Raw genomic sequence first — 14,142 nt, 5'->3', positions numbered from 1 at the left:
TTATCTCATTTTGTTAACTAATACTGAAAGCTGTTGATATTTTTCACGACTTGATGCTTTATAAACTACCAATACGCGACCGATGATTTGTACGACATTCGCGCCGATTGTTTCTTCAATCGCTGCTGCCACGTCTTCAGCTACCTCATCAGTATTTTGTAATAAATTGACTTTAATCAATTCTCTTTTTTCTAACGCTTCGTCAATTTGTGCTAACATTGCGTCGTTAATACCACCCTTACCTACTTGAAAAATTGGGCTTAAGTGATGTGCTTGACTGCGTAAGAAACGTTTTTGTTTACCTTTTAAATAGACCATTTATGTTTTCCTCTTCTCTAAATCAATGCTTTACGGACGACTACGGCTACACCTTTTGGCGCATAGCCAGCGACTACGGCTTTACCTTTAACTGAAATCCAACCAAGTCCTGAGAAAACAATATCAGTTGGACCGTCAATTGAAAATTCATAACGAACTAATTCCGGAAAGTCCGCTACATCATCTTGATGTGGTGGTGTTAATAAGCCACCCACATGTTTTTCGTAAAAAGCATCGGCTTTTTCTAATTTGGTTCGGTGTAAATCTAAATTGTTTTCGATATAAACCGTAAATGAATTGCGTTCACCTTTAATGAAATCAAAACGTGCTAAACCACCTAAGAACAAGGTTTGACCAGCGTTTAACTGGTACGTTTTCGGTTTAATTTCTTTGTTAGGACTTGTAATTTTTAAATCTTTTTTGCTTAAATAATGCGCCATTTGATGTTGATGAATAATCCCTGGTGTGTCCACTAGGAAGTGGCCATCATCTAATGGAATCTCAATTTTATCTAGCGTAGTTCCTGGGAATTGAGACGTTGTGATTAATTCTTGCACGCCAGCTGTTGCTTTGATAATCCCGTTAATAATTGTTGATTTACCAACGTTAGTTACCCCAACGACGTACACGTCTTTACCATCACGGTATTCTTCAATCTTCGCTAATAGCTCAGCCATTTCAGCTGGTTTTTTACCACTTGTCAAATGAACATCAACGGGACGTAAACCAACTTCATGCGCACGTTCTCGCATCCATTGCGTTAACTTACCACGTTTTAATGACTTCGGTAAAATATCAACTTTGTTACCTACCAAAAGCACTGGGTTATTACCGACAAAACGGTGTAAACCAGGAATTAAGCTACCGTTGAAGTCAAAAATATCAACCACGTTCACGATTAACGCGTCTTCGTTTCCGATTGAATTTAATAAACGTAAGAAATCATCATCAGTTAAACTAATATCTTGGATTTCGTTATAGTGTCTTAATCGGAAACATCTTTGGCAATAAACATCGCCTGTTTCTAAACCTTTATCAAGCGCTGATTGAGGGGTATAACCCAACTCATCTTTGTTTTCTGTTTGGATGGTTGCGCCACAACCAATACATTTAATCTCTTCTAATAATTCTTCGCTCATCCTAAATCACTTCTCCACTTCATGTCTTGATGTTGTTTCGTTAATGATTTCATGACCACTTTTTCCATCGCACGATTCAACTGGGTTTTCCAAGAATCTGTATTGACGATTGGTTTAACTAAAATCGAACGAACGCCCGCTCCGTTTGAAGCACGGACATCGGTCATCACTTGATCGCCGACCATCACAACTTCCTCAGGCTTTAATCCTAATTTTTCGACACCTTCTCTAATCCCTTTACTAAAAGGTTTCATGGCTTTAGCTACGAATTCTAAGCCGATTGGTTCCACAGCTTTGCGAACACGTTCAGGATTGTTGTTAGAAACGACCATTACTTTAATGCCTGCTTCATTCATTTGGCTCATCCACTGATGTAATTCAGTTGTGCCTTCTGGGTTATTCCAAGCAATCAAGGTATTATCAAGGTCGGTTAAAATGCCTTTAATATTATGTTTAGCTAATTGTTCCGGAGTTAGTTGGTAAATAGCTTCCAACATCCAGGTCGGTTTATGTTTCTGGAACATAGAATCTCCTTTCAAATAAGCGCCTGTCGTTCGCTATCATTTGCCTTTAATTATAGCGCATGCCGCTTATTTTTTCACTCGTTGATAACTAGTAGGGCCATAAAAAAAGTTGTGAGCCCGTTGGTCACAACTTGATTTGTCCCAATTAATAAAAATACTATAAATCTAAATATTTTTCAATAATTTGCCAAGCTTGCTCTTTACCATGTTTGGTTTCAGATGAGAACAAAATAAAGTCATCTTCTGGTTGGAAGCCTAGGCCTTTTTTGACCATTGACTCATGTTTATTCCATTTGCCTCTTGGAATTTTATCGATTTTTGTTGCGACTACGATAGTCGGGATATCGTAATATTTCAAGAATTCATACATTTGAATGTCTTCTTTACTTGGTGCATGACGACTGTCAACAACTACGATACCGGCACGTAATTCTTCACGTTGTGTGAAATACGTTTCGATCATTGGTCCCCACTTCGCTTTTTCCGCTTTCGACACTTTGGCATAACCGTAACCTGGCACGTCAACAAAATGGAACTGGTTTTCGATTAAGTAAAAGTTTAAGGTTTGCGTTTTACCTGGTTTACTTGAGGTACGCGCTAAGTTTTTACGATTGATCAACGTATTGATAAATGAAGATTTACCAACATTTGAACGACCCGCTAACGCGATTTCAGGTAAGCCTGTATCTGGATATTGTTTAGGTGCTACCGCACTGATTAAAATTTCCGCTTGATTTACTTGCATGTTTTTTCACCTCTTATACTTCATAAAAAAAGTTGGAAGTCCGTCTCTTGATGCGCCAATGATTTTGATCGCACTTTCTGGCCTTCCAACAATCAACTTTTGTAACGAACTATTGTCCTACCTACTCAGCAGCTTGTTCTGTTGCTTCACTTTTTAGGACTAATAATGGTTCTGCTAATTCTTCCACGGTTGCTTTAGTTACGACAACTTTTTCCACGTCTTCACGATGTGGAATGTCAAACATGATATCCATCATCACGTTTTCCATAATTGAGCGTAAACCACGCGCACCAGTATTACGTTCAATCGCTTGGTTGGCGATTGCTTTAAGCGCGTCTTCTTCGATGTCTAACTCAACACCGTCGATTTCGAATAGTTTTTTGTATTGTTTCACTAATGCATTTTTAGGTTCCGTTAACACACGAACTAAATCTTCTTCAGTTAACTTCTCTAACGCCGCCATTACTGGTAAACGTCCTATAAACTCAGGAATTAAACCAAACTTCAATAAGTCTTCTGGGATAATTTCTTGCATTAAACTTTGGTTTTCGTCTAATTTCTTAGATGATGTGCCAAAACCAATGACTTTTTCACCTAAACGTTCACGGACAATGTTTTCGATACCATCGAATGCCCCACCAACAATAAATAAAATGTTAGTTGTGTCGATTTGGATGAACTCTTGTTGTGGGTGTTTACGTCCACCTTGTGGCGGAACACTCGCAACAGTTCCTTCTAAAATTTTCAGCAAAGCTTGCTGTACGCCTTCACCGGAAACATCGCGAGTGATTGAGACATTTTCACTCTTACGGGCAATTTTATCAATTTCATCGATATAAATAATCCCACGTTCAGCACGTTCAACATTGAAGTCAGCTGCTTGTAATAATTTTAGCAAGATATTTTCAACATCTTCCCCAACGTATCCAGCCTCAGTTAAACTTGTTGCATCAGCAATTGCAAATGGAACGTCTAATGTTTTAGCTAATGATTGGGCAATAAAGGTTTTACCTGAACCAGTTGGTCCGATTAAACAAATATTACTTTTTTGTAGTTCGATATCGTCTTCAACATCTGTTTCCATTGCGGTGATACGTTTGTAGTGATTATAAACCGCCACTGATAAGACTTTTTTCGCGCGTGTTTGACCAATTACGTAGTTGTTTAAGAAATCTAAAATTTCATTTGGTTTAGGAACTTCTAAAAATTCTTGAATTGTTGACTCGTAGAATTCCTCGTCCATAATATTTTTGCATAGTTCAATACATTCATTACAAATATAAACACCGGGACCAGCGACAATCTTACGTACCTCGTCTTGTGCTTTTCCACAAAATGAGCAGCGTACTGTATTGTTCCCATCCATTGTTTCATCATACATATTTTCTGGCCTCCTTACCGTACTCTTCATATCAGTCTATCATAAAATGACCCAGAATTAAATCATTTACTTTCTATAAATAGAAAAAGAAAAGAGTAAAGGAACGAAGGCCTTCACTCTTTTACTTGATAATGAATTAAGCTTCTTTAGCAGTTTCAGTAATAACGTCTAAAGCTTTTTTCAATACGATATCATGTTTTAACATTTCAGCTGTTAATGCTTTACGGATAGCATCTTCTTCCATACCGTAAGTTTCTGATAATGTTTTGATTTCAGCGTTGATATCTTCTTCTGTTACTTCATAACCTTCAGCAGCAGCAACTGCTTCGATTACTAAGCTTGTTTTCACACGTTTGTCAGCATCAGCTTCAAATTGTTTGTGTAAGTCAGCTTCAGTTGTACCAGTGATTTGGTAGTATAACTCAGGAGAAATTCCTTGACGTTGCATGTTTCCTAAGTACTCATCCATTGCACGGTGTACTTCGTCGTGAACCATTACGTGTGGTAATTCAACGATTTCAGCGTTAGCAACAGCTTGCTCGATTGCTAATTCTTCCACTTTTTCTTTAGCCGCTTTTTCTTTAGCTTCAACTAGAGACGCACGAACTTTTTCTTTGTATTCAGCAAATGTTTCAACTTCTTCATCTGCATCTTTAGCAAATTCATCGTCTAATTCTGGTAATTCTTTACCTTTAACTTCGTGTACTTTCACTTCAAAAATTGCTTCAGCACCAGCTAAGTCTTCAGCGTGATATTCTTCAGGGAAAGTCACTTTCACTTCAACATCATCGCCAGCTTTAGCGCCGATTAATTGTTCTTCAAATCCAGGGATGAATGTGTTAGAACCTAATTCTAATGATTGATTTTCAGCAGTACCACCGTCAAATGCTACGCCGTCTTTCATTCCTTTATAGTCGATAACAACAGTGTCGCCAGCTTCAGCTGCAGCGTCTTCTTTTAAGACTAATTCAGCTAATGATTGACGTTTTTCTTCGATTGTTGCGTCAACTTCTTCTTCTGTTACTTCACGGTCTTGTTTTTCAACTGTTAAGTTTTTGTATTCACCTAATTTAACTTCAGGTTTTACAGTAACTTCAGCAGTGATTTCCCAAGCGCCTTCAGCTTCCATTTTGGTTACGTTAACTGATGGTTGAGCAACTGGCTCAATTCCTGCTTCTTTAACCGCTGCATCGTATGCTGCTGGTAATAAAGCATTTAAAGTATCTTCGTATAAAGCTGCTTCGCCGTACATTTTGTTGAACATTTGGCGAGAAATTTTCCCTTTACGGAATCCCGGTACTGAGATATTTCTTTTCACTTTATTAAAAGTTTTTGTTAATTCTGGTTGGATTAATTCTTGGCTAATTTCAAATGATAAAACTCCATCATTTGTGCCTTTTTTTTCCCATTTGGCTGTCATGTATATAGTCCCTCCACATAGTAGTTTATTCGTTTACATACCCTCAAATTATACAATATTAATAGTTAAATGTAAAACACTTATTCAAAATCCCCTTGATTCTTATGGTTTTAAACCCATTTTAGCTAATACTTGGTTAAAAACGGTCAGTTCCGCTACCTCTTCTAGCGCTTGTTCATCAATTGGTAAACGGACAAGTCCGTTATAAGGTGCTAAAGTCACACTTAACCAGTTTTCAACCGAGCGAATGTCTTTCTTAGCTAACGGATATACGATATTAAAGAAACGTCGTTGATCTGCCAACAATTGATTCAAGACGTTGGGTTGTTCACCAACTAGCTTATTAAGAATCGCTGATACTTGTAAGTAAGTTTGCTCACGTCCCATAATCTCTAGCGTGCTTGGTGTGACTTCGCGTGTTTGTTCTTGATAATCAATAATATGAACAGCTTTTTCAACTTTAAGTAAGCGTAACGTATTCAACAACTGATTACGTAACATTAACGAATGGCGTTTGTCTTTTAAAATCGCTAATACTCGCTCCATAAATTTTTCATAAGGCAATTCATTCAAACTATCTAAAAAAGCAACTATTTCATGTGGCTCTGGATACCACGTCGCTAATTTAGTCATATTTTCTTGAATCTTCCGACTATCAAAACGTAGCGCATGTTCTTCAGCTTGTTGTAGCACGGTTGATTGCTGGGCTTTCACTTCAGAATCTGCATATACTTCTATAAATAGGCGTGCACGTTGAAATTTCTTTTGCCCAATTAATGCGTCTAAGTACATGACTAAATACTCAGAATTAGCTAAATAATCATTTAAGCGCTCCTCAGCAATTTTACTTGCTAGTTCGAACTCATTAAGTACTAACGCTGTTTTGACTAACCATCTATTAGCTGTGGGTTCATTTTCCATATTGTAAGCCGCCTGAAAATGTGTTAAAGCTTCATTGTAACGTTCTTCTTGAAAGGCAGTTTCACCCAAATTTAGATGATTATGATAATTCTCTGGAAATTCAATAACTCCCTCACTCATCCTACTACTCCTTTACTTAAATGACTGATTTTATTTAATATTTAAGGAGCTAAGACGTGGGTGTCATAGCTCCTTAAATTAATTATGCGTCTAATAATTCAAAAATTTCCATCGCAACAAAGTCAATATCGTCAAATTGATAAACTTCTTGTGATCCTGATTCTGTCAACTCAAACGTACTTGTCGCTGGGTCATAGCTAACTAAGCATTTTTCAACACCTTCGTTTTCGAAACGGCGAGTTTGTACTTCAGTTTCAGTTGTTTCTGTCATAGCATCCAAGCGTTTAAGAATGGCTACTAGTTTTGAACTTTTCATAAGGCAAGCCTCCTTTAATTTCGCTTCCTGTTACATTGTATCAAAAAGTTGTCTAATATGCATTGATAATAACAGAATTTATAAAAGTTTTCTATAATTATTCTTAATTAATTAGTTAATCCCACCATAATTTAATTAAAGATTGGGTCCCATTATTTTCATAGCCTTCTGCTGCTAATTTTTCGTATAAGACCTTCGCTAATCTTGTGGCTGGTAATTCAATTTGCATTTTCTCTGCCTCATCTAAAGCAATCTTTAAGTCTTTAATAAAATGCTTCACAAAAAAACCAGGCGTAAAATCTTCTTTTAAAATTCGAGGAGAATAATTGGTTAATGACCAGTTAGCGGCGCTTCCTCCACCAACGGTCGCGATAACTTTTTCTAAATCTAGATTGGCTGCTTTTGCGTAGACTAACAATTCAGTCATCCCTGTCATTGTCCCAGCAATCATAATTTGATTGGCCATTTTCGTATGTTGGCCTTTACCTGCTGAACCTTGTAAATTAATCGTCTTACCAAATGTTGCAAGAACAGGCGCAACTTGTGCATAGGTAACTTCGTCGCCACCAACCATAATCGTTAGTGTCCCATTTTTAGCCCCTAAATCGCCACCTGACACCGGCGCATCCAAACTACTTGCACCGCGTTCTTCAGCTGTCTCATAAATACGTTCAGCTAAGGTTGGCGTACTCGTTGTCATATCAACTAAGATTTTACCTGTAACATCCGCTGCAAAGATGCCTGTTTCCCCATAATAAATTTCTTCCACATCTTGTGGATAGCCAACCATTGAAAAGATTAGGTCAGAAGTTTCTGCCACTTTTTGAGGCGTTTCTGCCCAAGTAGCACCTAAAGACACTAATTCGTCTGTTTTGGCTTTCGTTCGATTATAGACCACTAAGTCATGACCTGCTTGCATTAAATGTTTAATAATAGAGGCACCCATAACGCCTGTGCCGATAAAACCAATTTTCATAATTGTAGCCCCCTTCATTACTCATATCATACCTATTTATGCGCAAAAAAAAAAGAACTAAGTGTTTAAAATCGCTTAGTTCTTCTAATAATTTTTAAGGTTTTATTAACAAGTTGTTTTGGCTTAAAAGCCACACCTTCCTCAACATCTTGTGTTAACTTACTTGATTGGTCTAACCTAACTATTTCTTGATAAAACGTTTCAACTCTCTTACCAAACGTCGTACTAGAAATTACGTTCAATTGTTCTTCAAAATATTTTGGTGCATGATTGACCTCTTTAGCTTGATAGTCAATAAAACATTTAGCAAAAGATTCTTCATTTGGCAATAATAGCCCCATCGCTTCATTTGTCACTAAACGTTTCAAATAATCATTTTCTTTGGCGATAATGGGTGTTTTAGCAGCCAATGCCTCAATATAGGTTAATCCTTGCGACTCTGATGTAGATAAAGAAACAAAATAGTCGGCTAATTGATAATACTGATTCACCATACTATTATCTACTTCCCCCACAAAACTCACAGCATCATCAAGTTGAAGTTCATCAACTAATTGCTCAAGCTCTTCACGATAAGGACCATCACCAGCCACTACTAAATGATTGGTCTTATTCGCAGCAACAATCTCTGGCATCCCGTGAATAATTGCTTGAATATTTTTTTCATAAGATAAGCGACTTAACGACAATAAGATAGTCTTATCTTCAGCAATCCCTAATTGTTGTCGAAAACTCACGCAATCTAAAGAATTGGAACTAAATTGCTTTAAATCAATCCCCGTCGGTATTATTCTCATTGGCAAGTTAATATCGTATTCATGTAACTTGTTTTCAACACGTTGGCTAGGACAAACCACTCCATCAAGATGGTGACAAAACTTACGTGTCATAATTCGAACATGTTGCGGACGGACAATGATACCTTTCGCGATATAATGCAAGTAATCTTCGTACATGGTGTGATATGTATGAATAATAGGAATATTCAATTTCCTTGCCACAAATTTACCTAATAATCCTACTCCAAACTCGGTTTGCGTATGAACCAACTCTAATTGATAGTCTTTGGCAACTTCATAAGCATGAATCAACCCACGAATGACCATCCTTCTATCTTTAAATGAAATAAATGGAATACTTGGCAAACGAACAATGTCTGGTTCGTCATCTATAGCATGAGGGTCAGTTGTTGTAAAAATAATAACCTCATGCCCTAACTGCTCAAGCTCTCCTTTTAATGTTTTGACTGATGTCGATACTCCGCTTATTTGCGGAAAGTATGTATCAGTAAAAATACCCACCTTCATTATAAACCCCCACAATCTCTATTCAATCATACCAAGTTAACAACCTATTCATCCGATAATTTATTAAATCTAATATACCATATCTAGTACTAAAAGCCTCAGTCTAACGTTGTATTTATTATGTTTTTGTAGGGCAAAAAAGCTTTCAAGCCCCCTTAAAGGACTCGAAAGCTTTTTTTATATGAATAACCTTTTTATTTTTGCTACCCCTGTTATCAGACAATAACAAGCGTAACCCTTTTTAAAAATAACTCCAATGACCTATCCCTATTAGAATTACTTCGAACAATCTCAGAATATCACAAGATTCCCATTCACAATAGTTCAATTATGCATTAAGAAAACTCAAATTTGACCTACCAAATTCAAAATATGAAATAAACAAAAAACCCGAAGATCAAATTGATCTTCGAGTTTAATTTAATTACTGAGTATATTCTTCAACTAAAGCAACAACTTCTTCAGCTGTGTCACAATCATTGATTGCTTTGTCAGCTAATTCAGCCATCTTAGTTGAATCTAAACGTTTCATTAAGCTACGTGTTTTTAAGATACTTGTTGCGCTCATAGAGAACTCATCTAATCCTAAACCTACTAATAAAGGAACAGCTGTTTGATCGCCAGCCATCTCACCACACATACCAGCCCATTTACCTTCAGCATGTGCTGAATCGATTACGTGTTTAATTAAACGTAAGATTGATGGGTTATATGGTTGGTATAGGTAAGAAACGCGTTCGTTCATACGGTCTGCCGCCATAGTATATTGGATTAAATCGTTTGTTCCTACTGAGAAGAAGTCAACTTCTTTTGCAAATTTATCAGCGATAACTGCAGCTGCAGGAATTTCAATCATGATACCCACTTGGATATCATCTGCAACAGCGACACCGTCAGCAATCAATTTAGCTTTTTCTTCATCAAGCATTGCTTTAGCAGCACGGAACTCTTTTAAGGTTGCAACCATTGGGAACATAATACGTAATTGACCGTATACAGATGCACGTAATAAAGCACGTAATTGTGTTCTAAACATATCATCTTCTACTAATGAAATACGTAATGCACGGTAACCTAAGAATGGGTTCATTTCGTGTGGTAATGGTAAGTAAGGTAATTCTTTATCTCCACCAATATCCATTGTACGAACCACAACTGGTTTGCCGTTCATTCCTTCTAATACCGCTTTGTATGCTTCAAATTGAGCATCTTCAGATGGTAATTCAGGAGAATCCATGTATAAGAATTCAGTACGGTATAAACCAACTGCTTCACCACCGTTATTGTTAACACCTTCTAAATCTTTAGGTGTTCCAATATTAGCAGCTAATTCAAAGTGTTTGCCGTCAGCTGTTACTGTTTGAGCATCTTTTAGTTTGTCCCATTCAGCTTTCATTGCAGCATATTCTTCACCAGCTTTATTAACAACTGCTTGTTCTTCTTCCGTTGGTTCAACGATAACTTCACCCGTAATACCGTTAACAGCTAATAGTTGATCTTCAACTACTGAATTAGTAATTTCCATCGTACCTACGACTGCAGGAATTTCTAAAGAACGAGCCATAATAGCTGAGTGAGATGTTCTACCACCAATATTTGTAACGAATGCTTTAACAAAACGACGGTCTAATTGTGCTGTATCACTTGGTGTTAAGTCGTGAGCGATCACGATAACCTCTTCATCAATCATTGATGGGTTTGGTAATTTAACATTTAATAAGTGACTAATGACACGTTTAGTAACGTCTTTAATATCAGCAGCACGTTCTTGCATGTATGGGTTATCTTCCATAGATTCAAACATAGTGATAAACATATCAGTTACTTCTTTAAGCGCTGATTCAGCATTAACTTTGTTATCATTAATGTTTGATTCAACAGCACCAACCATTTCTGGGTCTGCTAATACCATTAAGTGAGCATCGAAAACTTGCGCTTCTTCTTCACCTAATGTTGCAGCGGCTTTTTCACGAATAGCAGTGATTTCTTCTGTTGCTTTTGCTAAAGCAGCTTTTAAGCGGCTAACTTCTCCTTCAGAATCTTCAACTGTTGTTTTAGTAAAAGATAAATCAGGTTCGATTAACATATAAGCCTTAGCAACAGCTACACCATCACTAGCTCCGATACCTTTTAACATCTCAGACATTATTCAGATAAACCTTCTTTTTGCATTGCTTCAGCGATTGCAGCGATAGCTTCTACTTCGTCAGCACCTTCAGCAGTGATAGCGATATCAGCACCTTGGCCAACACCTAAAGACATAACGCCCATGATTGATTTTAAGTTTACTGCTTTACCTTTGTACTCTAAGTTGATATCAGAAGTGAATTTGCTTGCAGCTTGTACTAATAAAGTAGCTGGACGAGCGTGGATTCCTGTATCAGCGATAATGTGAAATTCTTTTTTTTCCATAATTGTTCGTTCTCCTTTGTCTTCAACAATTTTTTTGGGGATATTTTCAATTGCTCAATAATATCCCTTTCAATTGTTAACATTACCATTTTTTTTGAATCCTTACAACTTTTTTATCGTGATTAAACCGCTTTCATACATTAGTTTTGACAGGATTAACAAAAAATTTATATTTAAGGTTATTTTGTGAAATTTTCATGAAATTAACATAACTTATTTACATTTTATCTCTATTTGTTAATTATCTTATTTTCAAACTTTCATCCAAAGGCCTAATTCTTGAAATTTTATTCTTTAGTCAGTATAATTATTTCAAAGGTCAAAAAAGGTCAATTAACCTTCTGATCTCTATTTCAAAAAAAGGATGTGACACTTATGCTTTGCCAAAACTGTAAACAAAATCAAGCAACCATCACCCTTTCAATTATGACAGGGAGTCAAACAAACAAAGTATATCTATGTCAAAAATGTTATCGTGAATTAAATCAAGCGAACACTACCATGCCACCAACGATGAATAAGGACCCTTATGGTTTTAGTTCAATTGATGATTGGTACCGTGCACTGTCACAACAATTCAATCAAAGTAATATACGTCAAACGCCTCCTACTCAAAACCAAGCGCCTGGTCAACCACCGCAAGGTCCTGGACAAAATCAAAGTCTTTTGGCTGAATATGGTCTTAACTTGACCGAAGAAGCGCGCCAAGGTCGAATTGATCCAGTTATTGGCCGTGACGAAGAAATTACGCGCGTCATCGAGATATTAAATAGAAGAACAAAAAATAACCCTGTCTTAATCGGCGAACCTGGTGTCGGTAAAACTGCCGTAGTTGAAGGATTAGCATTAAAAATCATTAATAACGAAGTCCCTCAAAAACTACAAGATAAAGAAGTTATTCAATTAGATGTCGTATCATTAGTGCAAGGAACTGGTATCCGTGGTCAATTTGAAGAACGCATGAAACAATTAATGGATGAAGTCGAAGCAAATCAAAACGTCATTTTGTTTATCGATGAGATTCATGAAATAGTCGGTGCAGGTTCAGCAGGTGACGGTAGTATGGATGCCGGCAACATATTAAAACCAGCCCTTGCTCGTGGCAAACTTCAACTGGTAGGTGCAACTACTCTAGCAGAGTATCGTTTAATCGAAAAAGATGCTGCCTTAGAACGCCGTCTACAACCTGTTCGAGTAGATGAACCGACCCCTGAACAAACCTTAGAAATTCTAAAAGGAATTCAAAAACGATACGAAGACTATCATCATGTTAAATACGATGACGCTGCAATCGAAGCTGCCGTTAGCTTATCTAGCCGATACATTCAAGATCGCTTCTTACCTGACAAAGCCATCGACTTACTCGATGAATCAGGTTCCAAGAAAAATCTGACCATTCAAATGCTTGACCCTGAGTTGATTGAACGTCGCTTACAAAATGCGGTTGAACAAAAAACACAAGCTTCTAAAGAAGAAGATTTTGAAAAAGCAGCGTATTACCGTGATCAGATTGCTCATTTAGAAAAATTAAAAGAAAATCAAATCGCCGAAGAAGATATGCCAACCGTGACCGAGAAAGACATGGAGGTGATTGTCGAACAAAAAACCGGTATACCAGTGGGGGACTTAAAAGAAAAAGAACAAAATCAATTGAAACATTTAGCCGAAGAATTGCAACGTCATGTCATCGGTCAAGATGAAGCGATTGATAAAGTAGCCAAAGCAATTCGCCGTAATCGTATTGGTCTAAATAAAAAGAATCGCCCAATTGGTTCCTTCTTATTCGTCGGACCAACTGGTGTCGGTAAAACTGAACTAGCCAAACAATTAGCTTTTGAGCTATTCGGTTCAACGGATACCATGATTCGCCTTGATATGAGTGAATACATGGATAAACATAGTACGGCTAAATTAATCGGTTCACCACCTGGCTATGTTGGCTATGAAGAAGCAGGTCAATTAACCGAAAAAGTGCGTCGATCTCCTTATAGCTTAGTTTTATTAGACGAAATCGAAAAAGCACATCCAGATGTGATGCACATGTTCTTGCAAATTTTAGACGATGGTCGCTTGACCGATTCACAAGGACGAACTGTTAGCTTTAAAGACACCATTATCATTATGACAAGTAATGCTGGAACTGGAGCAGTCGAAGCTAACGTTGGATTTGGGGCAGCTAGAGAAGGCAAAACCCACTCTGTTTTATCTCAACTAGGTGATTTCTTCAAGCCAGAATTCTTAAATCGTTTCGATGGGATTATCGAGTTCTCAGCTCTTTCAAAAGATAACTTGCTACAAATTGTTAACTTAATGATTGATGATGTGAACAATATGCTAGCAACCCAACACTTACAAATTGACGTACCTCAGAACGTTAAAGAAAAATTAGTCGACTTAGGTTACAATCCTCAAATGGGTGCACGTCCGTTACGTCGTGTCATCCAAGAACAAATTGAAGATAACTTAGCACAAGTCTTCCTAGATGAGCCAAACAAAACACATTACGAAGCTTATCTTAACGAAGACGAAACCATTGCTGTTCGTGCGATTAATTAAATGCAAA

At 37.2% G+C, this 14,142-nt stretch carries 13 protein-coding genes; 1 reads left to right on the top strand and 12 read right to left on the bottom strand.

What is annotated here, in order from left to right; translation table 11 throughout:
• The 12 genes from yhbY to FA707_RS02875 form a co-directional block, all read right to left on the bottom strand.
• Entirely contained in the window at positions 1–318 is a 318-nt protein-coding gene (yhbY, locus tag FA707_RS02930) for a ribosome assembly RNA-binding protein YhbY (RefSeq protein ID WP_136952816.1), read from the bottom strand.
• A gap of 17 nt (positions 319–335) precedes the next feature.
• Positions 336–1,457, bottom strand: a complete 1,122-nt coding sequence (yqeH, locus tag FA707_RS02925) for a ribosome biogenesis GTPase YqeH (RefSeq protein WP_136952815.1) — start codon at positions 1,455–1,457, stop codon at positions 336–338.
• Entirely contained in the window at positions 1,454–1,981 is a 528-nt protein-coding gene (locus FA707_RS02920) for a YqeG family HAD IIIA-type phosphatase (RefSeq protein ID WP_136952814.1), read from the bottom strand. The genes yqeH and FA707_RS02920 overlap by 4 nt, the downstream gene beginning before the upstream one ends.
• Positions 1,982–2,138: 157 nt before the next feature.
• Positions 2,139–2,726, bottom strand: a complete 588-nt coding sequence (yihA, locus tag FA707_RS02915; protein WP_136952813.1) for a ribosome biogenesis GTP-binding protein YihA/YsxC — start codon at positions 2,724–2,726, stop codon at positions 2,139–2,141.
• 121 nt (positions 2,727–2,847) lie between these two features.
• Positions 2,848–4,107, bottom strand: a complete 1,260-nt coding sequence (clpX, locus tag FA707_RS02910; protein WP_136952812.1) for an ATP-dependent Clp protease ATP-binding subunit ClpX — start codon at positions 4,105–4,107, stop codon at positions 2,848–2,850.
• 136 nt (positions 4,108–4,243) lie between these two features.
• A complete protein-coding gene (gene tig, locus FA707_RS02905) occupies positions 4,244–5,527 on the bottom strand; it encodes a trigger factor (protein WP_136952811.1) in 1,284 nt (427 codons plus the stop codon).
• 102 nt (positions 5,528–5,629) lie between these two features.
• On the bottom strand, positions 5,630–6,568 hold the full coding sequence (locus FA707_RS02900) for a tetratricopeptide repeat protein (RefSeq protein WP_136952810.1): 939 nt from the start codon (positions 6,566–6,568) through the stop codon (positions 5,630–5,632).
• 82 nt (positions 6,569–6,650) lie between these two features.
• Positions 6,651–6,884: a YkuJ family protein gene (locus FA707_RS02895; protein WP_136952809.1), complete on the bottom strand. Its 234-nt coding sequence runs from the start codon at positions 6,882–6,884 to the stop codon at positions 6,651–6,653.
• 115 nt (positions 6,885–6,999) lie between these two features.
• Positions 7,000–7,860 carry an NAD(P)-dependent oxidoreductase gene (locus tag FA707_RS02890; protein WP_136952808.1) on the bottom strand — a complete coding sequence of 287 codons (861 nt, stop codon included), beginning with the start codon at positions 7,858–7,860 and terminating at the stop codon, positions 7,000–7,002.
• Between the two features lie 65 nt (positions 7,861–7,925).
• A complete protein-coding gene (locus FA707_RS02885; RefSeq protein ID WP_136952807.1) occupies positions 7,926–9,167 on the bottom strand; it encodes a glycosyltransferase family 4 protein in 1,242 nt (413 codons plus the stop codon).
• 424 nt (positions 9,168–9,591) lie between these two features.
• The gene (ptsP, locus tag FA707_RS02880; protein ID WP_136952806.1) at positions 9,592–11,313 is read right to left on the bottom strand and encodes a phosphoenolpyruvate--protein phosphotransferase; all 1,722 of its coding nucleotides are present in this window, start codon (positions 11,311–11,313) and stop codon (positions 9,592–9,594) included.
• Positions 11,313–11,579 (bottom strand): phosphocarrier protein HPr, encoded by a 267-nt coding sequence (locus FA707_RS02875; RefSeq protein ID WP_136952805.1) that lies wholly within the window; start codon positions 11,577–11,579, stop codon positions 11,313–11,315. Before FA707_RS02875 ends, ptsP begins: the two co-directional genes overlap by 1 nt.
• Before the next feature lie 375 nt (positions 11,580–11,954).
• On the opposite strand from FA707_RS02875, the gene FA707_RS02870 reads away from it, so the two are divergent.
• Positions 11,955–14,135, top strand: coding sequence for an ATP-dependent Clp protease ATP-binding subunit (locus FA707_RS02870; protein WP_136952804.1), 2,181 nt, complete (start codon positions 11,955–11,957; stop codon positions 14,133–14,135).
• Positions 14,136–14,142 lie beyond the last annotated feature (7 nt).

Source organism: Vagococcus zengguangii (assembly GCF_005145005.1).
Classification (GTDB): Bacteria; Bacillota; Bacilli; order Lactobacillales; family Vagococcaceae; genus Vagococcus_A; species Vagococcus_A zengguangii.
The sequence above is the reverse complement of the archived record's forward strand: the minus strand, read 5'-3'. Positions and strand labels throughout refer to the sequence as shown.

What these genes read in the sequence shown, in the direction of transcription:
- FA707_RS02885 (WP_136952807.1), bottom strand. Translation starts at nt 9,167, where the DNA reads ATGAAGGTGGGTATTTTTACTGATACATACTTTCCGCAAATAAGCGGA.
- FA707_RS02890 (WP_136952808.1), bottom strand. Translation starts at nt 7,860, where the DNA reads ATGAAAATTGGTTTTATCGGCACAGGCGTTATGGGTGCCTCTATTATT.
- FA707_RS02895 (WP_136952809.1), bottom strand. Translation starts at nt 6,884, where the DNA reads ATGAAAAGTTCAAAACTAGTAGCCATTCTTAAACGCTTGGATGCTATG.
- tig (WP_136952811.1), bottom strand. Translation starts at nt 5,527, where the DNA reads ATGACAGCCAAATGGGAAAAAAAAGGCACAAATGATGGAGTTTTATCA.
- yqeH (WP_136952815.1), bottom strand. Translation starts at nt 1,457, where the DNA reads ATGAGCGAAGAATTATTAGAAGAGATTAAATGTATTGGTTGTGGCGCA.
- yihA (WP_136952813.1), bottom strand. Translation starts at nt 2,726, where the DNA reads ATGCAAGTAAATCAAGCGGAAATTTTAATCAGTGCGGTAGCACCTAAA.
- FA707_RS02875 (WP_136952805.1), bottom strand. Translation starts at nt 11,579, where the DNA reads ATGGAAAAAAAAGAATTTCACATTATCGCTGATACAGGAATCCACGCT.
- clpX (WP_136952812.1), bottom strand. Translation starts at nt 4,107, where the DNA reads ATGTATGATGAAACAATGGATGGGAACAATACAGTACGCTGCTCATTT.
- FA707_RS02920 (WP_136952814.1), bottom strand. Translation starts at nt 1,981, where the DNA reads ATGTTCCAGAAACATAAACCGACCTGGATGTTGGAAGCTATTTACCAA.
- FA707_RS02900 (WP_136952810.1), bottom strand. Translation starts at nt 6,568, where the DNA reads ATGAGTGAGGGAGTTATTGAATTTCCAGAGAATTATCATAATCATCTA.
- FA707_RS02870 (WP_136952804.1), top strand. Translation starts at nt 11,955, where the DNA reads ATGCTTTGCCAAAACTGTAAACAAAATCAAGCAACCATCACCCTTTCA.
- ptsP (WP_136952806.1), bottom strand. Translation starts at nt 11,313, where the DNA reads ATGTCTGAGATGTTAAAAGGTATCGGAGCTAGTGATGGTGTAGCTGTT.
- yhbY (WP_136952816.1), bottom strand. Translation starts at nt 318, where the DNA reads ATGGTCTATTTAAAAGGTAAACAAAAACGTTTCTTACGCAGTCAAGCA.